We start from the raw sequence: 23,004 nt of genomic DNA, 5'->3' as shown, positions 1-23,004 counted from the left end.
TCCTGCTTATGGGGATGAAATCCGGTTCAGCCGGCGTGGACCTCGAACACGCCCGCCGCGCCCATGCCGCCGCCGATGCACATGGAGACGACGCCGTATCCGCCGCCGCGCTTGCGGAGCTCGTGAATCAGCGTCGCCGACAGCTTCGTGCCCGTACACCCGAGCGGATGCCCGAGGGCGATGGCGCCGCCGTTCGCGTTGACCTTCTCTTCGTCGATGCCGAGCTCGCGGATCACGTGGAGGCATTGCGAAGCGAACGCTTCGTTGATCTCGAACAACCGCACGTCGTCCATGCCGATGCCGGCCATCCGGAGCGCTTTCGGGATCGCCTTGACCGGCCCGACGCCCATGATCTCCGGCTCCACGCCCGCCAGCGCGAAGGAGCGGAACGTCGCCAGCGGCTCTGCGCCAAGCGCTTCGGCCCGCTCCCGGCTCATCACCACCGCCGCGGCCGCCCCGTCGCTCATCTGCGAGGAGTTGCCGGCCGTCACGGTGCCGTTCCGCTTGAACGACGGCTTCAGCCGGCCGAGCGCTTCCAGCGAGGTGTCCGCGCGCACGCCTTCGTCCGTGTCGAACGCGAACGATTTCGCGAGCACCTTGCCCCGGTCGTCCACGCTTTTCAGTTCCGCCTGGATCGGCACGATTTCGTTCTTGAACCGCCCCTCCGCGATCGCCTTCGCGGCCTTCTCGTGGGACCGGAGGGCGAAGCGGTCCTGGTCCTCCCGCGACACGCCGAAGCGCTCCGCCACGTTCTCCGCCGTATGGCCCATGCCGATGTAAACCTCCGGCATCTCCTCGACGATGCGCGGATTCGGCGAAATTTTAAAACCCGTCATCGGCACGTGGCTCATGCTCTCCACGCCTCCGGCGATGACGACGTCGGCGTGGCCAAGCATGATGCGCTCCGCGGCGAAAGCGATGGACTGCAGTCCCGACGAGCAGAACCGGTTCACGGTGAGCGCCGGAACCGTGCACGGGAACCCGGCGTACAGCGACATGATCCGGGCGAAATTCAACCCCTGCTCGCCCTCCGGCATCGCGCAGCCGATGATGACGTCTTCGACGTCCTCCTTGGCGAGGCCGGGCGTCCGCTCGACGACCGCCTCCAGTACGGCTTTGCCCAGATCGTCCGCGCGCGTCTGCGCGAGGCCGCCCTTCTTCGCTTTGCCGACCGCGGTCCGGACAATGGTCACGATTACGGCTTCTCTCACGCTTCGTCCCCTCCCCTGCCCATTAATTGCGAAGCGGCTTGCCTTTGGCCAGCATGTGCTGCATGCGCTGCTGCGTTTTCGGTTCCCCGCACAGGCTGAGAAAGGCTTCGCGCTCCAGATCCAGCAAATACGCCTCGGTCACCAGCGTCCCCGCGGGCACGTCTCCGCCGGCCAGCACGTGCGCGAGCTTTTTCGCGATTTTCAGGTCGTGGTCGCTGATGTATCCGCTCTCCCGCATCGCGATGGCGCCCAGCTGCATGACCGCCTTGCCCTCCGCGCCGACGACGCGGATCTTCTCCTCCGGGATCGGCTCGTAACCGGCTTGCGCCATACGTTGTACGGCCTGTTTGGCCTCGAAGATCAAATGGTCCTGGTTCAGCAGCACGCGGTCCGTCGGCCTTAAGTACCCCAGTTTTTTCGCGTCGTGCCCGCTCGAGGACACTTTGGCCAAACCGATCGTCTCGAACGTTTGGTTCAGAAGCGGCTGCAGGTCCGCTTCGGGAAGCCGCGCGTTTTGACTGGCCCGCAGCGCGAACTCCTTGCAGCCGCCTCCCGCCGGAATCAGCCCGACGCCGACCTCCACGAGGCCGTAATAGGTTTCGGCCGAGGCAATGACCTGATCCGCCGGCATGCAGGCTTCGACTCCGCCCCCCAGCGTCATCCGGTGCGGGGCCGCCACGACCGGTTTATCGAGGCGTTTCAATTGATACATCGTATGCTGGAACCGCCGAATGATCGCGTCGACTTCGTCCCATTCCCCGTCCTGCGCCTCCATCAGCAGGAGCATCAGATTGGCGCCGACGCAGAAGTTTTTCCCCTGGTTCGCGACGACGAGCCCTTCGTAGTTGCGGCGGACTTCCTCGACGCTCTGCGTGATCATCGACAGGATATCGGCCCCGATCGCGTTGTTCGGCGAATGGAATTCGAGGCAAGCCACGCCGTCTCCCAAGTCGATCAGGCTGGCGCCGCTGTTCGCCTTGACCGTGCGGCCCTTCTCCTTCAAGCTGCGCAAAGAAATGACCTCGGGCCGTTCTTCGACTTCAGCATATTTCCCATCCAGAACATAGAACCGCGAGCCGTTGTCCTTGCGGTAGAACGACGTATGGCCCTGGCCGATCCAATCCTTGACCCAAGCGGGCACCGCCAGCCCCTCCCGCTCCATTCTCTGGGCGGAGGGGACGAGTCCGATGGCGTCCCAAGTCTCGAACGGGCCGAGCTCCCAGCCGAAGCCCCATTTCATCGCGTTGTCGATCTCGAGCGCGGAATCGGCGATTTCCCCGACTTTGGCCGCCGAGTAGACCAGCACCCGTTTCAGAACGTTCCAAGCCAGCTCGGAGTAACGGTCGCCCCCGGCCAGCAGCGCTTTCGTCTTCTCCGCGGCGCCCTTGGCCAGCTTCGCCGCTTCCAGCGAGCCCGCGGACGGTTTCTTCTGCGGTCCGTATTCGAGGGAGGCCAGGTCCAGCGACAGAATTCGGCTGCCGCCGTCCGCCCCCTTCAATTTACGGTAAAAGCCTTGCCCGCTCTTTTCGCCGAGCCACCCCCGCGCCACCATTTCCATCAACACCTGGGGAGGCTCGAACGCCGCTTTTTCCGCTTCGTCCGTTACGTTCTCCCTGACGTTGTCCGCCACATGTCGGAAAGTGTCGAGCCCCACGAGGTCGAGCGTGCGGAACGTCGCGCTCTTCGGGCGGCCGAGCGCCGGCCCGGTGACCGCGTCTACCTCCTCCACCGCGTACCCTTTCTCCACCATTTCCCGAAGCGTGACCAGCAAGCCGTACGTGCCGATGCGATTGGCGACGAAGTTCGGCGTATCTTTGGCGATCACGACGCCTTTGCCCAGCACGCGCTCGCCGAACGCCTTCATCCGGGCGACGAGGGCCGGGTCCGTATCGCGGCCGGGGATGATTTCGAGCAGCTTCATGTACCGGGGCGGATTGAAAAAGTGCGTGCCCATGAAATGTTTCCGGAACTCCGCCCCGCGCCCCGCCGCCATCGCGTTGATCGAGATGCCCGAGGTGTTGGAGGTGACGACGGTACCTGGCTGTAAGTAACGTTCGATCCGGGCGAGCAGTTCTTGCTTGACGGCGAGGTTCTCCACGACGGCTTCGATAACCCAATCCGCGTCGGCGATTTTCGGGAGATCGTCCTCGAGGTTGCCCGGCGTGATGCGGCCCGCGAAATCCGGGTCGTAGAGCGGGGGCGGATTCGTCGTTTGGAGTTTGGCGATCGCGGCGGTTGCGAGCCGGTTGCGGACGGCGGGATGCTCGGGCGTGAGTCCTTCGGCGGCCTCCTGCTCGGTCGGCTGCTTCGGCACGACGTCCAGCAGCAGACAGGGAATGCCCGCGTTCGCGAGATGGGCGGCGATGCCGGACCCCATGATTCCGGAGCCGATGACGGCCGCCCGGCGAATCGGTTTGTTCATCTCTCCAACCTCCCGTTCAAGTTTCGGTTCGGCTGGCGGATCGGGCGATCGCCGAACACGGACGACTCCAGCAGCTCCGCGACGTCCTTCGCTTTGACCCGTTCGCCGATTTCCTTCGTTTTCGTCCCGTCCTCCATCATCGTGAGGCAGTAGGGGCAGGCGCTGCCGATGACGGTCGGCCGAACTTCGAGCGCCTGTTCGGCGCGGGCCTCGTTCACTCGTTTGCCGAAGGTCTCTTCCATCCACATCCGGCCGCCGCCGGCGCCGCAGCACATGCCGTTCTCGCGGCTTCGGGCCATTTCCGCCAGCTCGACGCCGGGGATGGCTCGCAGGATGCGGCGGGGTTCGTCGTAAACGCCGTTGTAACGGCCGAGGTAGCAGGAATCGTGATACGTCACGCGCTCCTTCACTTCATGGCGGGGGATCAGGCGGCCCTCCCGGAGGAGGCGGTCCAGCAGCTGCGTATGATGGAGCACCTCGACGCCCTCCAGGCCGAACTCGGGGTATTCGTTTTTGAACGTGTTGAACGTATGCGGGCAGGCGGTGACGATTTTGCGCACGTTGTGCTTGCGGAACGTCTCGATGTTCTCGGCCGCCAGCTGCTGGAACAGCATTTCGTTGCCCATCCGGCGCGGCGTGTCTCCCGAGTTCCTCTCCTCGTTGCCGAGAATCGCGAAACTGACCCCGGCTTCGTTCAGCAGGCGGGCGAACGCGCGGGAAACTCGGCGGCTGCGCTGGTCGTACGAGCCCATGGAGCCCACGAAAAACAAGTACTCGAAACCGGGGTTCTCCTTGACCGTCGGGACGGGGATCCCTTCGATCTCACCCGTCCACTTGGCGCGGTCGCTCCGGCTGAGGCCCCAAGGGTTGCCTTGGCGTTCGATGTTTTGCAGCGCCCGCTGGCCTTCGGCCGGAAGGCTGCCTTGCATGAGCACGAGATGGCGGCGCAGGTCCACGATCTTGTCGACGTGCTCGTTGCCGACGGGGCACTGGTCCTCGCAGTTGCGGCACGTCGTGCAGGCCCAGATTTCCGCCTCGGTCATGACGTCGCCGATCAGCTCGAGGTCTTCCGGCCTTTTGCCCGCGCTCGCCGTTTCGGCCCATGCGGCTTTCTGCCAAACGAGCGTAGGCCGGATGTCGGTGACGGGGGAGGCGGGAGTCCATTCGGGGACGTGTGCGGCCGCTGGCGTTAGGGAATGAATTTGCGCTTTCGTCGTTCCGTCTGCCGCGAACGCGAATTCCGGCACCCAGGGGGATTTGCCGGTGACCGCCGCGCCTTTCTCCGTCAGGTGGTCCCGCAGCTTCGTGATCAGGTGCATCGGCGACAGCGCTTTCCCCGTATTCGAAGCCGGGCAGGCGTCGGTGCATCGCCCGCACTCCACGCAGGCGTAGAAGTCGAGCATCTGTTTCCGCGTGAAATCCTCGATTTTGCCGGCGCCGAACGACTCCGCCTCTTCATCTTCCAGGTCGAGTCTGCGGAGCCGGCCGGGCGGCTCCCTGCGGCGGAACCAGAGGTTGACGGGGGCGGTCAGAATATGAAAATGCTTCGATTGCGGAACGTAGACCAGGAAAGCAAGCAGAGTGAGCAAATGCATCCACCAAAACGCGTAAAAGGCGGCTTGGGCCGCTTGGGCGGAGATACCTGCGAAGAGTGCCGCGATCAGAGAGGACAACGGGGCGTATCCCGACAGCTCAGGGAGGCCGAGCCATAGGCGTTCGAAGCCGAGCGAGAGCAGCACGGACAACATCAGGAACAGGATGAAGAAAAGGACGATGCTGGGCTTCCAGCCTCTTTTCAGGCGCGCGAGCTTCTCTCCGTAGCGGCGGTAGGCGGCGTACGCCATGGCGGCCAGCACGAGGAATACCGTGATTTCCTGGAGCAGGCCGAACGTTTCGTATGCGGGCAGCGGTAGATGCTTGCCGCCGGTTAGCCCCTTGAGAATCAAGTCCAACGCGCCGAACTGCAGGATAATGAATCCGTAAAAAACGACGACGTGCATCAGGCCGCTTTTCGGGTCTTTGAGCAGCTTTTTCTGGCCGAACACCTGCGAGAGAAACCCGGATAGCCGCCCCTCTCCCCGCCCCTTGAACTCCGCCGGCTTTCCCAACTTTATGTACAACCATCGGCGGTACACGGTTTGATAGAACAAGTACAACGCATAACCCCCCGCGGCGAGGAACAGGAGCAGGTTCGCGATCCGCCACGCCATCCGCATCATCCTTTCGCGTTCGAAGTTTCGATATTTTCGCCGCTGTCGCAGAAGTGCCGTTCGGTGGTTACGCGCAGGCCAGCCATGCGCATTCTGCGAACCGCGAATGGTAACCCGGTATGGTCCGGTCACAGTCGCAACACCGAGCCTCTCGCGTGTTGTAACCCGATAAAACCCGGTTACAGGCGACGCGTCGGGCTTTCCGACCGCTGTAACCCGATCAAATCCGGTGCAGTTGCTGAGCTAAGGGCCGATATATGGAGTCGGTCGAATTCAACCTCTCCTCCATACCTAGCTTATGAAGCCGATTCCGATTTTCGGATCGATTTCCCATCTTTATCTGTTTTGTACAAAATGGACTGCCACAGTTTGCTGATTGGCACAGTTAGAAGGGGCGACCGCGGTTTTGCGCATCTGGTGCGCTTTTGTTCGGTTTGACGAGGGGCTTAGGCGAAATTATGCATGTGGTGCGCTATCCCGAGGTTAGACGGGTTGCAGGCGCGGTTCTGTGCTTGTGGTGCGCTATTGCGCGGTCTGACGGAGGACATAGGCAGTTTAGCGCATGTGATGCCCTATTGCGAGGTTAGACGGGGGTCGAGACGGAAATCGCCGATCCGCGATGCCCTATAACGGATCGATCGAGCATATCCTGCAGTATAGGCGAAGCAACGCAATCCCGGACGGTCGGCTTCTTCCCCGGGGAGGAGCCTTCCATCCCAGACGAAAGGGGTTAGAAGCCGATGAACGTCTATGTTCTGCTGAAGCAAACGTTTGACACCGAGGAGCGGATCGTCCTGCGGGACGGCCGGATCTCCGAAGAGGGAGTCAAGTTCGTCATCAACCCTTACGACGAATACGCGGTGGAGGAAGCGATCCGGCTGAAGGAGCAGCACGGCGGGCACGTGACGGCCGTATCGGCCGGGCCCGAGCGCGCCGCCGAAGCGCTGCGGACGGCGCTGGCCATGGGGGCCGACGAGGCGGTGCTCCTTTCGGACGATCGGATCGGCGAAGACGAGTACGCCGTGTCCAAAACGATCGCCGCGTTCCTCGTCCGGCAATCTTTCGATCTGCTGCTGGCCGGCAACTTCTCGATCGACAACGGCAGCGGGCAGGTCGCGGTGCGGGTCGCGCAGCTGCTCAACCTCCCCCACGTCTCTTCCGTCACCAAGCTGAACGTGGACGAAAACCGCGCGGCCGCGCTTCGCGACGCTGAAGGAGACAGCGAGACGATCGAGGTTGCCTTGCCCGCGCTTTTCACTGCGCAGCAAGGGCTGAACGAACCCCGATATCCCTCGCTGCCCGGCATCATGAAAGCGAAAAAGAAACCTTTCCATACGCTGGGCCTGGACGATCTGGGCTTGTCGGAATCCGACATCGCGCCCCGGACGGCGCGTGAATCCCTCGCGTTGCCGCCGGAACGCAAGGCTGGCCGAATCTTGAAAGGCAGCCCGGCCGAGCAAGCAGCCGAGCTGGTCCATCTTCTTAGAACCGAAGCAAGAGCCATCTAACCCGAACGGGAGGAGGAATCCGAAAATGAACCACACGTACGCGGTCGTCGCGGAGGTTCGCGGAGGGAAGCTGCGGCAGGTGACGCTGGAGGCGGTTCGGGCGGCGCAGGCCGCCATGGGGGAGGACGACCGGATCGCCGCCGTCCTGCTCGGGCATCGGATCGCCGGTCTTGCCGAGGAATTGTCCCGTTATGCCGACGGAACCGTCCACGTCATCGACCATCCCGACCTGGAAACGTATAACCCGGAAAACTACGCCCGCGCCTTGCTCGAAACCCTGAACGCGTTACATCCCCGGGCGGTATTCCTCGGCCACACCGCCGTCGGCCGCGACCTGGCTCCGCAGCTCGCCGCCCGCCTGGGTGCCGGCCAACTCTCGGACGTGACCGCCATCGAACGATCCGGCACGGAGGTTCTCTACACCCGTCCGCTCTATGCCGGCAAAGCGTTCGAGAAAAAGCGCTTCGTCACGGACGATCCCCGGATCGTGACGATCCGCCCCAACAACTTCGCGGCGGCCGACCCCGCCCCTTCTCCCGGCACCGTCGTAACGGCCGCCTACTCCGCTCCCTCGGATCTGCGAACGGCCGTAAAAGACGTGGTCCGCAAAACGTCGGGCAAAGTGGATCTGACGGAAGCGAAAATCGTCGTCTCCGGAGGCCGAGGTGTCCGAAGCGCGGAGGGCTTCGCGCCCTTGGAGCGGCTGGCCGAGGTGCTGAACGCGGCGGTCGGCGCCTCCCGCGGCGCCTGCGACGCGGGGTATTGCGACTATGCCCTGCAGATCGGGCAGACCGGCAAAACGGTCACGCCCGAGATCTACATCGCCTGCGGCATCAGCGGAGCGATCCAGCATCTCGCCGGCATGAGCCGTTCCCGCGTGATCATCGCTATCAACAAGGATCCGGAGGCGCCGATCTTCAAGGTCGCGGATTACGGCATCGTCGGGGACCTGTTCGAGGTAGTGCCGCTGCTGACCGAGGAATTCAAAAAGATCCTGCCCGGAACGAATACTTGAGCTTTCCGGCATGCTTCAAAAAGACGTCTACCCGGATGTCTTCGAGTGAACCCGCCGTCAGGCCGGTTGCTTCCGCGCTGCGGATTCGCTTCCAGGCACGGTTGTTCTGCCGATACAGCTCGTGCTCCAGATGCAGCAGATCCGCGCCTTGCTTCAGTCCCGTTTCGAACGTCTGCCGGAGTTCCGCCCTGACCGCCTCTTCAATCTTCCGTATCAACTCCGATTCGGGAATCGGCTGCAATACTTCGCTGACGTAACCGACCAGCCTCACGCGGTATCGATACGATACTTTGTTCCCCTTAACGCGCGGCTGGACTCGGATTCGGGGATGCTCAAGCGAAACGGAAGCTTGCGGATTGCCGCCGGAGCGGACCAGCACCGGGCTTCGGCGGGTAAACTTGCTGGTCCAACGAATCCCCGTCACCTCCCGCTTGTCGAACCAGCCTATGTACTTCTGGTCATGAAACGCGAAGCAGCCGTCGATTTCGAGCAGCGGTTTCGGCGTGCCGCCGCTTTTCCAGTTCTTTTTGGAAATCGCAAGCGAAGGCAAGATCACCGTATGGGCCGGCTCCCGGAACTCGGAGGCGAACCGGACCATCTGGACGGGAGGAATGACGGACAGCTGCCGATAGCTTTCCCGAGGTTGTATCAATACGGATACGATCGGGGACAAATTGAAAAACGGGGTCACCGCGAACAATTCGTCGATCGGCGCTTTCGTTCCGTACATCCAAGGCGTATAGCGCATTTCGTAATAGCGGTTAAGGATATCCTTCGCATCCCGCTTTCCGTGCTCCAGTATTCTTTCGCTTAGCACGATGGCCTGGGTCTGGCCGTATAAAATACGCAGCTGGGCGGTCGGGTAAAGATCGTTGAACGCCTCGATCAACGTCTCTCCCGTGCCTTTGCCGACCCAGACGGGTACCGGTTCGGCCGGTTTTCCCGATTCCGATTTGGCGACCGAGGTAAAATCCAGCATTTGCACGTACACGGAATATTTCCCGCCGGCATAATCGAGTCCGATGGCGGTCGCGAAGTTGGTCGTCTCAATGTCCTTGATATCCCAACAGCCGGTCAACGCCAAAGCCAAAACCGCCCACGCGGCGGCGGCTTTTCCAAGGCGCAGCATCCGTTCATTCCCCCTCCTTTTGCCGGGTCGAATCCAACGTGTCCAGCATGTCCGGCCGGCGTTTTTTGCGGTACCACGGCTTCCGGAACAGGGCCGAAGGGAGGTCCTTCCAGTTCAAGGGGGCCAGGGGCGCTAGAAAGGGCACCCCGAACGATTCCAAGGTCGACAAATACAAGACGATGGCGATCGTGGACAGGATGAAGCCGTACATGCCGAACGAAGCGGAGCAAAGCAAGACCAACAGCCGGATGATGGTCACCGTTCCGACGAGCGATTGGTTGACGAGCGTAAAGCTGGCTACCGCGGTGACGGACGCGATGACCAGGAACGTTGTCGACGCCAGCCCGGCCCGGATCGCCGCGTCGCCGACCACGATGCCCCCGACGACGGCGACCGTTTGCCCGACCGCTTTGGGCAGTCGCTCGCCGGCTTCCCGGAACAGCTCGAACAACGACAGCATGAGGAACGCCTCGAGGGGGCGGGCAGCGGAAGCCCGATTCGCGACATGGCGATCGTGGCGACGAGCGGATAAGGGATTTGATCCATGTTGAAGGAAGCGAGCGCGACCCAGAAGCCGGGCAGCAGCAGCGAAATCGCCAGCCCCGCAAACCGGACGAACAGGCTGAACGTCCCCATGTAATAAGGAAAATAGGAATCTTCCGGCGTTTTCAACAGCAGCAGCAAATTGGCCGGCCCGATGATCGCGGAGGGAGCTCCCTCCACGAGGACGGCGAACCGTCCGCGCACCAAGGAATCCACGACGTAATCGGGACGGGTCGTATAGTCGAGCAGCGGGAAAAAGCTCAGCGATCGGTCCGCCAGCATTTCTTCAAGTTGGCTGCTGCTGTATATGAGATCGAAATCGATGTTCCGCAGCCTTCTTCTGGCTTCCTCGACGATCCGCGGCTGCGTGATGTCTTCGATATACAGAAGCGCAACCTTCGTCTGGCTCCGCTTGCCGATCGTGAACGGCTCGTAACGGAGGGAATTGCTGCGGAGCCGCTTGCGGACGAGCGCGACGTTGGTGTTCAGCTCCTCCACGAAAGCGTCTTTGGGACCTTTGATGGAAATCTCGGTATTGGATTCCTCGACGGCCCGATGAGGAGGGTCGGCCAGATCCATATCGTACACGAGATCCAAATCTTCGAAATACAGGATCAGCTTGCCCGAAAACACCTGCTGCACGATCTGCTGCGGCTGCTCGACGCGGGATACCTTCCATTTGCGGTCCAGCACCCCGATTCTCCCGCCATCGACCATTTTCTCCAGACGGCGCAGCACCTCGTTGATTTTCCGGGTATCCGTCAGCCCTTCGCAATACAGCAGATGCAGCGTCTGCGCATGCTCCGCTTCCCCGGGCTCGTAGGTTTCCATTTTCACGTCGGCGGATTGCCGGAAAAGATTCCGGATCCCGTCAGGCGTCCATTGCCGCTTATCAAGAGTCATGAGCGCCCTCCTTCGTTTTGCGGGAAACCAGGACCGCCAACAACAGTACGACCAGCGCTCCCGTAGAGGCCATGAGCGACCCCGGCAAATAATAATTTTTCAGGAAAGCCAAATACTGCATGTCGCTGATCGGCAGCACAGCCAGCACAAACATCGCCAGGCAAACCGACGCGATCCCGATCGCTTTCGATTTTTTCGTCCTTTTGGAACCCAGCAGGTCGTCCAGCAAAAACACCGCGAGCGATATGCGCACGAAAGCGCCGGACAACCATTGATGGATCGACAGAAAATCCACGTGGCGAATGTATTTCCCTATGCTGACGAGCCTCCATTCCTCGAAAGCGGGGTATCTCAACTCTGCGGCCTCGAAGGGGCCGAACTCGGCGATGGCGCCCGTCACCGGGCCGAGAATGAGCAGTACCAAAAAGACGGAGAGCAGCCAAACGGACCCGACGCGCACCTTGGTCTTCAGACGGTGCTGGAGGAGCAGAAGGACGAGGAGTTCGGCTAACCCTCCCCCGATGTACAAGGTTCCTTTCAAAACGGGAGGCACGCCGTTCTCCAGAATCGGGGTCAGCAGACTGTAGTTTTTTTTCGGCAGGTTGGCGCTCATGACGAAATCGCCGAAGACGATGACGAACGGGAGCAGGAAACCCGAAGAGATGGCAATCGCCCGAATGCCGGCATACGCGGCCCAACCGGAGAGCAGAATGAGCGTGCCCGCCAAAGCGACGATCGGCGTCCGGGGCAAATACGAGGCGTGCGTCCACACGGTGGTATCTTTCAGCGTCAAGGTGCCGATGAGCAATAGGTAAACGGCGAAAAAACAGCGGATCGCACCGCAAACCGCGGCGCCGCAATGCTGACGAAGCCAAGGCAGCAGCGGTTGCTGGTTCGTCCGCTTCATGACGAAATACAGGACGCTCGACCAGACCAGAAAAGGAACGAGCGCGGACAGCACGCTGAGCCAAGCGTCCGGTTTGGCTTCCTGGAGCAGCGGGGGGATGACCATGACGTGGTTCATCAGCCCGATCGCCAGAATGATCGCGCAAAATGCGGAGAGGATGCTGATTTTACCGGAGCGGGGTTCCGCGCCTAATGGGGAACTCATCGTCATTCTCCTTATGCGTTCGCGTGGGGGTAGTGTTTCCAAAATCCGCCTGATTAACCCCTTCTTGGAGGTTCGCGAAGGAGAAGGATGCGCGCGCGGCCGTTTATGGGATACAATGAGGGGCAGGAGATGATCATTTTGAAGCAGGACACTTTGAAGCAGGAAATGCTGGAACGATTCCTTACATACGTGCGCTTCGATACCCAGTCAGATGACGACAGCGACACCTGTCCTTCCACGCCCGGGCAGCTTGAACTGGCCCGCAAACTCGTGGAAGAGCTGAAGTCGATCGGCATGTCGGACGTGACGATGGACGGCAACGGCTACGTGATGGCCACCCTTCCGTCCAATACGGACAAGCCGGTGCCCGTCATCGGCTTCCTTGCCCACCTGGACACGGCCACCGAGCTCAGCGGCGCGAACGTGAACCCCCAAGTCATCGATGCCTACGACGGGCGGGATATCGTGCTGAACCGGGAGCTGGGGGTGGTGCTGTCTCCGGGCCAATTCCCCGAGCTCGCGGAATACGAAGGCCACACGCTCGTGACGACGGACGGCACGACTTTGCTGGGTGCCGACGACAAAGCGGGCATTGCCGAAATCATGACGGCGATGGCGTATTTGATCCGGCATCCGGAGATCAAGCACGGCCAAATCCGGGTCGCGTTCACGCCGGACGAGGAAATCGGCCGGGGACCGCACCGGTTCGACGTCGCCGCCTTCGGGGCGAAGTACGCTTACACGATGGACGGAGGAAAACTCGGCGAACTGGAGTACGAAAGCTTCAACGCGGCCGAAGCGAAAATCGAGATCCGCGGCAAAGTCGTGCATCCCGGCTACGCCAAAGGCAAAATGATCAACGCCATTGCCGTCGGGATGGAGCTGCACGCCAAACTTCCGCCCGCTGAAGTTCCCGAGTTGACGGAAGGCTATGAAGGGTATTTTTATTTGAACACGTTCCTAGGCAGCACGGATACCGTAAACCTGATATACAACATCCGGGATTTCGACAAGGAACGGTTCGGCGCCCGGAAAGCGCTTCTGACCGAAATCGTGGAGGAACTGCGGAAGAAATACGGGGAAGAGCGGATCACGCTTACGATTAAGGATCAGTATTTCAATATGCGCGAGAAGGTCGAAGCCGCTCCGGAAGTGTTGGACGTCGCGAAGGAGGCGCTGGAACGCTTGGGCATTCGCCCGGTCGTAAGGCCGATCCGCGGCGGGACGGACGGCTCCCAGCTCTCGTACATGGGACTGCCGACGCCGAATCTGTTCGCCGGGGGCGTCAACTGGCACGGCCGCTACGAATTCGCCTCGGCCGACACGATGCTCCAGGCCGTGAACGTGATCGTCGAGATCGCCAAGCTGTTCGAGGAGAGAGCATAGGTTGGGCTTCTACTCCAGAATAGGAGGGCATAGGAAATAACCAAGGAGCTAGCTTCTCGTTCTCGCCTAGCTCCTTGGTTTTCGGCGTCCATGGTGGCTTTCTTTAGCGGATTGTGGGCAAGGGAAAACCGCCCGCCCCCAGGCTTACCTCGGGTAAGTCTCTCCGATCCGAGAGCTACCGAACCAAAGACAATTTTCCGTCTTCCAAATGGTACACCTTGTCGCAATGTTCAAGCATACGTTCGTCATGGGTCACCATGATCGCGGCTTTCCGGCGTGTCTTCACTTCTTGCGCAATCAGATTCACCACTTCATATGCGCGCTGGGTATCCAAACTAGCTGTCGGTTCATCGGCCAAGATGACGCTCGGATTATGGATCAAAGCTCGAGCGATCGCCACCCGTTGTTTTTCCCCGCCGGACAATTTTTCCGGGAAGCTTTTAAGCTTCGAACCCAGTCCCAGGTCATCCAACAACCGATGAGCATGCGTTTTGTCCGCAGCCGACACTTTTCCGCCCATTTTTTTCACCACAATCAACTGGTCCATAACATTCAGATAGGGAATAAGGTTCGAGGATTGCATAATAAACCCGATGTCTCTCAGCCGAACTGCAGACAATTCCCGTGCCGATAGCTTGGATATCGATTTCCCGTTCACTCTAACCTCCCCTTCCGAGGCTTGAAGGAGTGCCCCTGCGATGGACAGGAAAGTGCTTTTGCCGGAACCGGAGGGGCCGACTACGGCTGCAAATTCGCCAGGTTCAACTTCAATGGATACTCGATCCAGTGCCGTTAATCGATTCATACCTTCGCCATAATATTTTGTTACATTTTGAATTTGCAATCCTTTTGACATTATTCAACCCTCCCTAGTGCCTGCAGCGGATCGATTTTGGTAATTCTGCGTACTGAAATCAACGAACTGAGCAATGCGATGACCAGAAGAATAACGGAATATACGATAACAAGATCCACGCTTAGCTTAAACGGCATTTCCTTCGGCATGACCGCCGCCGTTCCGTAAGTGAGCAGGATTCCGACTACAATGCTGCTTAAAGACAAAACGAATACTTGAGATAGGATCACTCTGCCGAGGAATCCGTTCGTTGCTCCAATCGCTTTCATGATTCCGAATTGGTGCGTTTTCTGCATCGTGATCACGTAGAAGAACACACCGAGCACAAACGCGGAGATCGTTAGCAAAAAGGCAAGCATCATGATAATGGAGCCATTCTCTTCTTTGTACCCCGGAAGACCTTGCGTGGCAGCTCCACGGGTAACCGTATCCGTTCCCGGGAGGTTGGCGTCAATGTCGCTTGGACGAATATCCTTGCCTTGCAGCATAATGGCGTTGACGGGATCGGGGATTCCTTTATCCGACCCCGGGGCCGCGAAAGCGATCTTCCTCCATTCCGATAGGGAAGTAAATACGGATGCCACGTGATTATAGGTCTGATTTTCGACAAAACCCACGATGGTTAGAGATTCCATCGAACCATCCAACTGAAAGGTGTCCCCTAGTTGAAAGCCTTTATCCTGCAATGTCTCATTGACAATAACGCCATCAGGCTTATCGGGCGACAATCCATGGCCCGCAACGAACCGCGGCTCTAAGAAACTTCCTGGGTTGATTCCGATAATCGCGATGTCCACCTTATCTTCATTCCTGTTGCTTTCCCCCTTCCGTGCGGTTGTCATAGAGATCCCCATCGGCGACGTTGCCGTGACGTTCGGCAATTGCTCTGCTTTCACCGCCAACTGATTGGATAATAGCGACTTGCTCATGGAAGACTGCGACCCTTGTTCGAAGATGACATAATCAGCGTCCATGTTCTGGAACGTCGACGCCGCAAGCGTAGACAGCCCGTTGCCCAACCCGGATAAAATGAAAACCAGCCATGCCGTCAGCACGAAAATAATCGTAATCATGAAAAAGCGCATCTTGCTATGGGCGAACTCCTTCAAGGCTAAAAACATGATTCCTGTCCCTCCTCTTTACATTCCTGACACATGTGTCAAATTAAGCGTTCGAACATCGCCTCACCTGATATTAAACATTATTTATGACACTTGTGTCAAATACACTTTATTTCCTGGCTCCCCCGACCCACATCTCAAACAACAGCCGACTCCATTGCAATGCGGGAATATTGAGCATGTTGGGTGTATTGAACAGATTGAAAAACGTGCCGACCAGTACGGGGAGCGGAACTTCCTTTCGAAGACTTCCTTCCTCTTGCGCGCGTTCGATCAGACGCGTAAGCTGCGCTTTGAGATCCGAATGGGCATTCTCAACGAACTTGAGGTCGCGTGCAGCAGCTTCCGAATTTTTCGTGTTAATTTTATTGGCGTCTCCCAGAAGCTGGTGAAGTTTGGACTCTTCAACGTAAATGGATAGAATCTCCTGAAGGGCTCTCATTGAATCCGTTTCATCAACCGCGGATAACTTTTCGTAAACGTTCGAAATGACCCGTTTCATGCAGGCGGCAACGATTTCTTCTTTATTGGCATAGTATTGGTAAATCGTGCTTCGGGCTCCGGGCAGGTGTTGAGACAGCATTTTGAGATGGAAGCCATCATAACCATGATTGAGGACCAGTCTCTTCGTGATGTCCAGCAGCTCCGATTCGGAAAACGACTGTTTTCTTCCCATTGCCGGATCCTCCCCTTTCCATCATGAAATACAGTGTATCAAATAATGGAACAAAACTCGAATCACCCCATAAACCGGCAGATAACAAGGCTTTGATATTCACGGCAGCCTACCGCAACGTTTAAAAAAACCTTGAACTTCCGCCTTCACAATAGGCGAAAGTTCAAGGTTTTTCGTTACGGCCGGCTCTCGGCGGCCTTCGTCCGGAAGATGATTCTGCGGATGCTGTCCCCGGAGAGATGGTAAATCGACTCCAGTTCATCGACGGAACGCCCCTCTGCGTACGAGCGGCGGATTTCCTCGTTCCGTTCAAGCAGCATTTTCCGCGTCCCGCTGACTTCCCCCCAGCCCGCACGGCATTCGGACGGCTTCGGAACATAGATCAGCTCGCCCGGCGTATATTTCTGCAGCTCCTCGAGCAGCCGGGGAGGAAGCACGTCTTTGCCGTTTTTGTAGCTGACGGTCAACGTCCTCCCTATGGAAAATGCGAAAAATCCGTGATGCGCCCGTTCCGCACCACAGCATCTATAAAACAAGGGGCCGGGCGGCCCCTTGCCCAACACGCGGCTCCGTCTTTAGACGGAAGCCACCTCATGGTTGTTGTTCAAAACGATCATCCCCTTTCCGGAAATTTCGTCGGCCCGACAACCATATTGTACCTCGGTCCGGCGCCCTCGAAAAGGGAGAAAACGGATTTAAACAAACTTGCGGCCGGAGGCGCGAGGGCGCCGACCCCATCGCGATGACGGCAACCAGCGTTGGCAAACGGGTTACCGAAGCAGATTCCTGAGCACGAACCGCACGTTGGCCGGCCGTTCGGCCAGGCGCCGCATGAAATAGCCGAACCAGTCCACGCCGAACGGCACGTATACCCGGACCCGGTAGCCTTCCCGGACCAGCCTCCGCTGCAGCCCTTCGCCGATCCCGTACAGCATCTGAAACTCGAAAGCTTCCCGGGCGATGCCGCGTTCCCGGATGAACGCCTTCGTCTCCTCCACCACCGCCTCGTCATGCGTGGCGATCGCCGCGTAGTTTCCGCCGAGCAGCTGCTTCCGGATCAAGACGCGAAACTGTCGGTCCACCTGCCGTTTCTCCGGATACGCCACGTCCGCCGGTTCTTTATACGCTCCCTTGACCAAACGGAGATTGGCCCCGAGGCCGCTCAAATCCTCCACGTCCCGTTCGCTGCGGTACAGATACGCCTGAATGACGACGCCGACGTTGTCATACCCGTCCGCGCGAAGCTTCCGGTAGAGATCCAGCGTCGCCTGGCAACGGGCGGAGTCCTCCATGTCGATGCGGACGAAATTACCGTATCCCCGGGCGGCATCCAGGATCTCCCGAACGTTGCGAAGACATAGCCCTTCGTCCAGATCCAGGCCCAGCGAGGTCAGCTTCAAGGAGAGATTCGCGTTCGCGCCCGATTCCGCGATAGCCTCCAGCGTCCGGCGGCACGCGGCCGCCGCTCGCGCGGCTTCCGCCTCGCTCCGGGTAAACTCGCCGAGATGGTCGAGGGTCGCCATCAAGCCTTCCGCGTTCAGCCGACGCACCGTCCGCATCGCTTGTTCCAGCGTTTCGCCCGCCACGAAACGGGAGGCGCCCAAGCGAAGCCCGTACCTTCGGGCCAGCCGGCCCGCGGTTCTGCTGCGTCCCAGACGTTGCAGGACGTTCCGCATCAGTTCCTCCATCGGGCATCACCGTATCGAAGAGGCTTTCGCCTGCGTGAACAGAAGCAAATAGTCATAACCGCCGGCTTTGGAGTCCGTGCCGGACATGTTGAAGCCGCCGAACGGATGGGCGCCGACGAGGGCACCCGTGCATTTGCGGTTCACGTACAGGTTTCCGCAGTGCATTTCCTCCAGCGCGTAAGCGATCCGGGACGGGTCCCGGGAAAAATAAGAGCCGGTCAGCCCGTATTCCGTATCGTTGTATAGGGCGATCGCTTCCCGCGCGTCCTTGGCTTTCGCGATCGCCAGCACGGGCCCGAAAATTTCCTCCTGCATGATCCGGGCTGTTCCGTGCACGCCTACGAAAATCGTCGGCTGAAGATAATAGCCGTCCCATGGCGATCGAGCCGGGCCGCCGCCCGCGATCAGCCGCCCTTCCCGCTTGCCGATTTCGATATAGGCCATGATCTTGTCATAGGCGGCTTGGTCCGACACCGGACCGATCGGGTAATTCAGCTCCGGCAGTCCGATCGCCAGGCCGGCCGTCAGCGCGCGGACCCGTTCGACCACCTCGTCGTATACGGATTCCACGAGAATGGCCCGGGATCCCGCGGAGCATTTCTGCCCCTGGTAGCCGAACGCGGAGGCCACGATGGCTTGCGCCGCCGCTTCCAGGTCGGCCGTCTCGTCGACGACGATGCCGTCCTTGCCGCCCATCTCGGCGACGACCCGCTTGATCCAGATTTGACCGGGCGACGGCCTCGCGGCCAGCTCGTTAATGCGAAGGCCGACCTCCTTGGAGCCGGTGAAGCTGACGAACCTCGTCTTCGGGTGGGCGACGAGAAAATCCCCGATCTCCGCGCCGCTGCCCGGCACGTAGTTGATCACGCCTGGCGGCAGGCCCGCCTCCTCCATCAGCTCCGCGAACCGATAGGCGATCACGGGCGTCAGCGAAGCCGGCTTCAGAATCACGGCGTTGCCGCAAACGACCGCCGCCGACGTCATGCCGACGCAGATCGCGAGCGGAAAATTCCACGGAGGGAGCACGACGCCCACGCCGAGCGGGATGTAGTCCACCCGGTTCCGCTCGCCCGCGACCGGAGTGAGCGGACGGATTTCGTTCGTCCGGCTGAGCCGGATCATTTCGCGTCCGTAAAATTCCAGAAAATCGATGGCCTCCGCCGTATCCGCATCCGCTTCGGCCCAGTTTTTGCCCGCTTCGTGAATCATCCAGGCGGAGAACTCGTGTTTGCGATTCCGCATGAGATCGGCAGCGCGGAACAAAATCTCCGCCCGTTCCTCCGCCGGCACCCGCTTCCACGATTCGAAAGCCGCGAGCGCGGCTTGCATCGCCTGCTCCGCATGACCTCGACCCGCCTTGCTGACGCTCCCGACGATCGCTCCGACTTCGCCCGGATTCCGCGAGACGATCCGCTCTTCGGTCAGGATGCGGTCGTTCCCGATCCGCAGCGGGTACTCCCGCCCCCATTTCCCCTTCGCCTTGCGCAAGGCGGCCTCCATGGCGGCTTGGTTCTCGGGATCCGCGAAATCCGTGAGCGGCTCGTTGGCAAACGGTTCCCGTTCCGTCATCCGGATCGACTCCTCTCTTCGAACACGGCGCGGATCCGGCTGACGGCCCAATCGAGCTCCTCGCGCTCGATGATCAAAGGCGGAGCGAACCGGATCGTCGACCCGTGGGTTTCTTTGCACAGGACGCCAAGTTCCATTAATCTCTCGCAATAAGGCCGGGCGGGCTCCGTCAGCTCCAAGCCGATGAACAGCCCCCGTCCCCGGATCTCTTGGATCGCCGGATGGCGGATCTCCCGAAGCTTCTCCACCAAATAGGCGCCAAGCTCCGCCGACCGCTCCGCCAGCTTCTCCTCCTCCAGCGCTTCCATCGCCGCGATGGCGACGGCGCAGGCGAGCGGGTTGCCGCCGAACGTCGAGCCGTGGGAGCCGGGTTCGAATACGCCCAGAATCTCTTCGTCCGCCGCTACGGCGGAGATCGGAACCACGCCTCCGCCCAGCGCTTTGCCCACGATATACAAGTCCGGCCGCACGTTCTCCCAGTCGCAGGCGAACCGCCGGCCGGTGCGGCCGAAGCCGGTCTGGATCTCGTCCACGGCCAGCAGCACCCGGTTCTCGCGGCAGATCGCGGCGGCCGCTTGCAAATAACCGTCCGGCGGGACGATGACTCCCGCCTCCCCCTGGATCGGCTCGACCAGAAACGCGGCCGTATTCGGCGTGATCGCCGCGCGCAAGGCGCCCGCATCCCCGTACGGCACGATCCGGAAGCCGGGCGTGAACGGGCCGTAGCCTTCCCGGTATTCGGACTCGGAGGAGAAGGAAGTAACGGTAATCGTCCGGCCGTGGAAATTACCCGCGCAGACGATGATTTCCGCTTCGTCCGGCGGCACGCCCTTCACCCGGTACGCCCATCGGCGGATCGCCTTGACGGCGGTCTCCACCGCCTCCGCCCCCGTGTTCATCGGAAGCACCCGGGCTTTGCCGGTCAGTCCCGCAAGCTTCTCGCAGAATACGCCCAAATTGTCGCTATGAAACGCGCGGGACGTGAGCGTCACCCGATCGGCCTGCTCCTTGAGCGCCCGGATAATCTTCGGGTGCCGGTGGCCGTGGTTCAGCGCCGAGTAAGCGCTCAGCATATCCAGATACCGATTGCCTCCCGGGTCCCGAACCCAGACCCCTTCCGCCTGGGCGATCACGATCGGCAACGGGAGGTAATTGCGGGCGCCGTACCGCTCGATCTGCTGAATAACGTCCGGCGATGTCGACCGTTCCAATGGACTCGCCTCCTTTCAGGCCGCGCTTCACCGGCGGCACGCCCGTGACCTCCAGACCGCGGCGGCATGCCGCGCTTAAACGGCGGCACGCTACAAAATGCGTTCCCCGAACGCGGAGCCGATCAGTTCCACCGCGAGCCTGGCGGTCCGGCCGCCCGCATCCAGCGCGGGGTTCACTTCCACCGCTTCCGCCGAGACCAGCGCGCCGGACTCGTGCAGCATCTCCATTGCCAAATGGCTTTCCCGGTACGACAGCCCTCCGGGCACCGGCGTCCCTACGCCCGGAGCCTCGCCGGGGTCGACGCCGTCCAAGTCAAGGCTGAGGTGGACGCCGTCCGTGCCTGTCGTCACCAGGTCCAACGCTTCTTCCATCACCGCGGTCAGGCCGAACTTGTCAATCTCGTGCATCGTGAAGACTCGGATTCCCGAAGCTTTCAAGAAAGCCCGCTCCCCTGGGTCTAACGAACGCGCTCCGATCATGACTACCTTCGTCGGGTCCAGCAAGGTCCGGTCCCCGCCGATCGACACCAGGTCCGGATGCCCGTGCCCGAGCAGCACCGCGAGCGGCATGCCGTGAATATGGCCCGTCGTCGTGGTCGACTCCGTGTTGACGTCGGCATGCGCATCGAACCAGATGACGCCGAGCTTGCGGACGTGCTGCAGCACGCCCTTGACGGTGCCGATCGCCAGACTGTGGTCCCCGCCGAGCACGAGCGGCAGCTCTCCCCCGCCGACGACGGCGGCCGCGAGTCGGGCGAGCTCCCGATTCACCCGCGCGATTTCGTCCAAATGCTTGAGCTTCTCCTCGGGAAGACAAGGCTTCCGCAGCAAGTCAACCGCTAGATCACCCGCATCCCGCACGGAATAGCCGAGCGACTCCAGCTTCTCCTTGATCTTCTCGCTTCTTAGAGCGGCAGGCCCCATCTCCAGTCCGGGCCGGTCCGCCCCCCAAGGCAGGGGAACGCCGATCAGCGCGATTCCGCGCCGGCTTCCGGCCAGCATGCAAGCGCCCCCTCCTCATCCGCGTTTACCTTATCCTATGCTTCTCGCTGTCTCCTGGAAACGTTGCCGATCTTCCTCATTTTCATTGCAAATGCAACAAAGTTGAGGTACATTTAGATCGGTTATTTTGTTGCAATTGCAACATAGAAGGGGTTCAGGATGAAGGAAATTCTTCGCGAAATCGGAATGATCGCAAGGGCATTGGATTCGATCAGCAATACGGAATTCAAAGAATACGACCTGACGAAAGGACAATACTTGTACCTTGTGCGTATATGCGAGAATCCGGGGTTCATCCAAGAGAAGTTAGCGGAAATGATCAAGGTAGACCGAACGACGGCGGCTCGCGCCGTAAAGAAACTCGTGATGAACGGTTTTATCGATAGACGGGACGATCCGAAGAACCGCAAAATCAAAAAACTATTTCCTACGGAGAAAGGAAAGACGGTGTATCCCTTAATCATAAGGGAGCACGATCATTCCGATCGGGTGGCGCTTTCCGGGTTTTCCGAAAACGAAATCGAAACCCTGTTCCACCTGCTTCATAGAGCCAGAAAAAACATCGAAAAAGACTGGGAGTCCGTAAAAAAGGGCAACAAAAGAATTTATTGATCGTACTGGAGGACGAATGAAGTGGCGGTAAACATTAAAAAGTGCACGATGGAAGATCTGGGCTTGCTTCAGGAAATCAGCGTCGAAACGTTTCACGACACCTTCAAGCATCAAAATTCGGAGGAAAACATGCAAGCCTACTTGGAAAAAGCTTTTAACTTGGATCAGTTGAAAAAAGAATTATCGAACCGCTTTTCGGAGTTCTATTTTATCTATTCCGAGAATGAAATGGCCGGGTATTTAAAGGTGAATGCCCAGGATGCCCAATCCGAAAAAATGGGCGACGATTCGCTGGAAATCGAAAGGATTTACATCCGGAGTAAATTTCACAAACAGGGGCTGGGCAAATGCTTGATCCATAAAGCCATCGAATTAGCGAAAGAAAAAAAGAAAACGAAAGTCTGGCTTGGGGTTTGGGAAAAAAACGAAGGCGCGATCGGCTTTTATAAAAAAATGGGGTTTGTCGAATCCGGAGCCCATTCTTTCTTTATGGGGGATGAAGAACAAACCGATTTGATCATGGCCAAAACGCTCGAGCAACAATAAAAAAAGCATTCTCATTCACGAAGAATGCTGAGACTGGTGGTGAAACCGAAACCAGGATTCATTGATATCCTTAGGTACCCTTCCAGGGATTCGAAAGATGAATCACAAATCACCCGGAAGAAGACATTCATTCAATTGAGTTGTGTAAAAAAGTTACATAAAAGCATCGCTGTGACGGGAATCCGGCAGAGTTATGTAATAAAGTTACATAAAAACATCGTGGTGACGGGAATCCGGCAGAGTTATGTAAAAAAGTTCACTGGCGTTGCATAAACACTGACATCA

Annotated in this window: 19 protein-coding genes and 1 pseudogene; 5 read left to right on the top strand and 15 right to left on the bottom strand. The window is 59.5% G+C overall.

Annotated features, from left to right (window positions below):
* Positions 1 to 26 precede the first annotated feature (26 nt).
* From PTZ19_RS19085 to PTZ19_RS19075, 3 genes are read right to left on the bottom strand one after another with little or no spacing between them, the layout of a single operon-like run.
* Positions 27 to 1,211, bottom strand: coding sequence for an acetyl-CoA C-acyltransferase (locus PTZ19_RS19085; RefSeq protein ID WP_276356748.1), 1,185 nt, complete (start codon positions 1,209 to 1,211; stop codon positions 27 to 29).
* A 22-nt stretch (positions 1,212 to 1,233) separates the two neighbouring features.
* Positions 1,234 to 3,633, bottom strand: coding sequence for a 3-hydroxyacyl-CoA dehydrogenase/enoyl-CoA hydratase family protein (locus tag PTZ19_RS19080; protein ID WP_276356747.1), 2,400 nt, complete (start codon positions 3,631 to 3,633; stop codon positions 1,234 to 1,236).
* Complete coding sequence (locus PTZ19_RS19075) at positions 3,630 to 5,843, bottom strand: heterodisulfide reductase-related iron-sulfur binding cluster (RefSeq protein ID WP_276356746.1); 2,214 nt, start codon at positions 5,841 to 5,843, stop codon at positions 3,630 to 3,632. The genes PTZ19_RS19080 and PTZ19_RS19075 overlap by 4 nt, the downstream gene beginning before the upstream one ends.
* A 740-nt stretch (positions 5,844 to 6,583) precedes the next feature.
* Here PTZ19_RS19075 and PTZ19_RS19070 point away from each other — a divergent pair.
* Positions 6,584 to 7,351, top strand: coding sequence for an electron transfer flavoprotein subunit beta/FixA family protein (locus PTZ19_RS19070; RefSeq protein ID WP_276356745.1), 768 nt, complete (start codon positions 6,584 to 6,586; stop codon positions 7,349 to 7,351).
* A gap of 25 nt (positions 7,352 to 7,376) precedes the next feature.
* On the top strand, positions 7,377 to 8,366 hold the full coding sequence (locus PTZ19_RS19065; RefSeq protein WP_276356744.1) for an electron transfer flavoprotein subunit alpha/FixB family protein: 990 nt from the start codon (positions 7,377 to 7,379) through the stop codon (positions 8,364 to 8,366).
* On the opposite strand, the gene PTZ19_RS19060 is transcribed toward PTZ19_RS19065, so the two are convergent.
* The 4 genes and pseudogenes from PTZ19_RS19060 to PTZ19_RS19045 form a co-directional block, all read right to left on the bottom strand.
* A complete protein-coding gene (locus PTZ19_RS19060; protein ID WP_276356742.1) occupies positions 8,335 to 9,495 on the bottom strand; it encodes a Ger(x)C family spore germination protein in 1,161 nt (386 codons plus the stop codon). The genes PTZ19_RS19065 and PTZ19_RS19060 overlap by 32 nt on opposite strands.
* A 4-nt stretch (positions 9,496 to 9,499) precedes the next feature.
* Positions 9,500 to 9,955, bottom strand: coding sequence for a spore germination protein (locus PTZ19_RS25525; protein ID WP_276356741.1), 456 nt, complete (start codon positions 9,953 to 9,955; stop codon positions 9,500 to 9,502).
* Positions 9,956 to 10,032: 77 nt separating this feature from the next.
* Positions 10,033 to 10,869: pseudogene (locus tag PTZ19_RS25520) on the bottom strand (spore germination protein); the annotation flags it as partial.
* A 61-nt stretch (positions 10,870 to 10,930) separates the two neighbouring features.
* Positions 10,931 to 12,052 carry a GerAB/ArcD/ProY family transporter gene (locus PTZ19_RS19045; protein ID WP_276356740.1) on the bottom strand — a complete coding sequence of 374 codons (1,122 nt, stop codon included), beginning with the start codon at positions 12,050 to 12,052 and terminating at the stop codon, positions 10,931 to 10,933.
* A 153-nt stretch (positions 12,053 to 12,205) separates the two neighbouring features.
* On the opposite strand from PTZ19_RS19045, the gene pepT reads away from it, so the two are divergent.
* Positions 12,206 to 13,438 (top strand): peptidase T, encoded by a 1,233-nt coding sequence (pepT, locus tag PTZ19_RS19040; protein WP_276356867.1) that lies wholly within the window; start codon positions 12,206 to 12,208, stop codon positions 13,436 to 13,438.
* Positions 13,439 to 13,613: 175 nt separating this feature from the next.
* On the opposite strand, the gene PTZ19_RS19035 is transcribed toward pepT, so the two are convergent.
* The 8 genes from PTZ19_RS19035 to rocF form a co-directional block, all read right to left on the bottom strand.
* On the bottom strand, positions 13,614 to 14,294 hold the full coding sequence (locus PTZ19_RS19035; RefSeq protein WP_276356739.1) for an ABC transporter ATP-binding protein: 681 nt from the start codon (positions 14,292 to 14,294) through the stop codon (positions 13,614 to 13,616).
* Entirely contained in the window at positions 14,294 to 15,415 is a 1,122-nt protein-coding gene (locus tag PTZ19_RS19030) for an ABC transporter permease (RefSeq protein ID WP_276356738.1), read from the bottom strand. Before PTZ19_RS19030 ends, PTZ19_RS19035 begins: the two co-directional genes overlap by 1 nt.
* Positions 15,416 to 15,524: 109 nt before the next feature.
* Positions 15,525 to 16,091 carry a TetR/AcrR family transcriptional regulator gene (locus PTZ19_RS19025; RefSeq protein WP_276356737.1) on the bottom strand — a complete coding sequence of 189 codons (567 nt, stop codon included), beginning with the start codon at positions 16,089 to 16,091 and terminating at the stop codon, positions 15,525 to 15,527.
* A gap of 176 nt (positions 16,092 to 16,267) precedes the next feature.
* Positions 16,268 to 16,558, bottom strand: a complete 291-nt coding sequence (locus PTZ19_RS19020) for a CD3324 family protein (RefSeq protein ID WP_276356735.1) — start codon at positions 16,556 to 16,558, stop codon at positions 16,268 to 16,270.
* 303 nt (positions 16,559 to 16,861) lie between these two features.
* On the bottom strand, positions 16,862 to 17,779 hold the full coding sequence (locus tag PTZ19_RS19015) for a proline dehydrogenase family protein (protein ID WP_276356733.1): 918 nt from the start codon (positions 17,777 to 17,779) through the stop codon (positions 16,862 to 16,864).
* A 6-nt stretch (positions 17,780 to 17,785) separates the two neighbouring features.
* Positions 17,786 to 19,348, bottom strand: a complete 1,563-nt coding sequence (gene pruA / locus PTZ19_RS19010; protein WP_276356732.1) for an L-glutamate gamma-semialdehyde dehydrogenase — start codon at positions 19,346 to 19,348, stop codon at positions 17,786 to 17,788.
* Positions 19,345 to 20,559: an ornithine--oxo-acid transaminase gene (locus PTZ19_RS19005; RefSeq protein WP_276356726.1), complete on the bottom strand. Its 1,215-nt coding sequence runs from the start codon at positions 20,557 to 20,559 to the stop codon at positions 19,345 to 19,347. Before PTZ19_RS19005 ends, pruA begins: the two co-directional genes overlap by 4 nt.
* A gap of 90 nt (positions 20,560 to 20,649) precedes the next feature.
* Positions 20,650 to 21,561, bottom strand: coding sequence for an arginase (gene rocF / locus PTZ19_RS19000; RefSeq protein WP_276356725.1), 912 nt, complete (start codon positions 21,559 to 21,561; stop codon positions 20,650 to 20,652).
* Positions 21,562 to 21,720: 159 nt separating this feature from the next.
* Between rocF and PTZ19_RS18995 the strand changes: the two genes are divergently transcribed.
* Both PTZ19_RS18995 and paiA read left to right on the top strand, forming a co-directional pair.
* Positions 21,721 to 22,173, top strand: coding sequence for a MarR family winged helix-turn-helix transcriptional regulator (locus tag PTZ19_RS18995; RefSeq protein WP_276356724.1), 453 nt, complete (start codon positions 21,721 to 21,723; stop codon positions 22,171 to 22,173).
* Between the two features lie 21 nt (positions 22,174 to 22,194).
* Entirely contained in the window at positions 22,195 to 22,719 is a 525-nt protein-coding gene (gene paiA / locus PTZ19_RS18990; RefSeq protein WP_276356722.1) for a spermidine/spermine N(1)-acetyltransferase, read from the top strand.
* Positions 22,720 to 23,004: the final 285 nt, after the last annotated feature.

The organism is Cohnella caldifontis (assembly GCF_029360585.1).
Classification (GTDB): Bacteria; Bacillota; Bacilli; order Paenibacillales; family Paenibacillaceae; genus Cohnella; species Cohnella caldifontis.
The sequence above is the reverse complement of the archived record's forward strand: the minus strand, read 5'-3'. Positions and strand labels throughout refer to the sequence as shown.

Coding starts and splice junctions, on each gene's coding strand:
- PTZ19_RS19080 (WP_276356747.1), bottom strand. CDS start 3,633: ATGAACAAACCGATTCGCCGGGCGGCCGTCATCGGCTCCGGAATCATG.
- PTZ19_RS19075 (WP_276356746.1), bottom strand. CDS start 5,843: ATGGCGTGGCGGATCGCGAACCTGCTCCTGTTCCTCGCCGCGGGGGGT.
- PTZ19_RS19070 (WP_276356745.1), top strand. CDS start 6,584: ATGAACGTCTATGTTCTGCTGAAGCAAACGTTTGACACCGAGGAGCGG.
- PTZ19_RS19065 (WP_276356744.1), top strand. CDS start 7,377: ATGAACCACACGTACGCGGTCGTCGCGGAGGTTCGCGGAGGGAAGCTG.
- PTZ19_RS19060 (WP_276356742.1), bottom strand. CDS start 9,495: ATGCTGCGCCTTGGAAAAGCCGCCGCCGCGTGGGCGGTTTTGGCTTTG.
- PTZ19_RS25525 (WP_276356741.1), bottom strand. CDS start 9,955: ATGCTGTCGTTGTTCGAGCTGTTCCGGGAAGCCGGCGAGCGACTGCCC.
- PTZ19_RS19045 (WP_276356740.1), bottom strand. CDS start 12,052: ATGAGTTCCCCATTAGGCGCGGAACCCCGCTCCGGTAAAATCAGCATC.
- PTZ19_RS19035 (WP_276356739.1), bottom strand. CDS start 14,294: ATGTCAAAAGGATTGCAAATTCAAAATGTAACAAAATATTATGGCGAA.
- PTZ19_RS19030 (WP_276356738.1), bottom strand. CDS start 15,415: ATGTTTTTAGCCTTGAAGGAGTTCGCCCATAGCAAGATGCGCTTTTTC.
- PTZ19_RS19025 (WP_276356737.1), bottom strand. CDS start 16,091: ATGGGAAGAAAACAGTCGTTTTCCGAATCGGAGCTGCTGGACATCACG.
- PTZ19_RS19015 (WP_276356733.1), bottom strand. CDS start 17,779: ATGGAGGAACTGATGCGGAACGTCCTGCAACGTCTGGGACGCAGCAGA.
- pruA (WP_276356732.1), bottom strand. CDS start 19,348: ATGACGGAACGGGAACCGTTTGCCAACGAGCCGCTCACGGATTTCGCG.
- rocF (WP_276356725.1), bottom strand. CDS start 21,561: ATGCTGGCCGGAAGCCGGCGCGGAATCGCGCTGATCGGCGTTCCCCTG.
- PTZ19_RS18995 (WP_276356724.1), top strand. CDS start 21,721: ATGAAGGAAATTCTTCGCGAAATCGGAATGATCGCAAGGGCATTGGAT.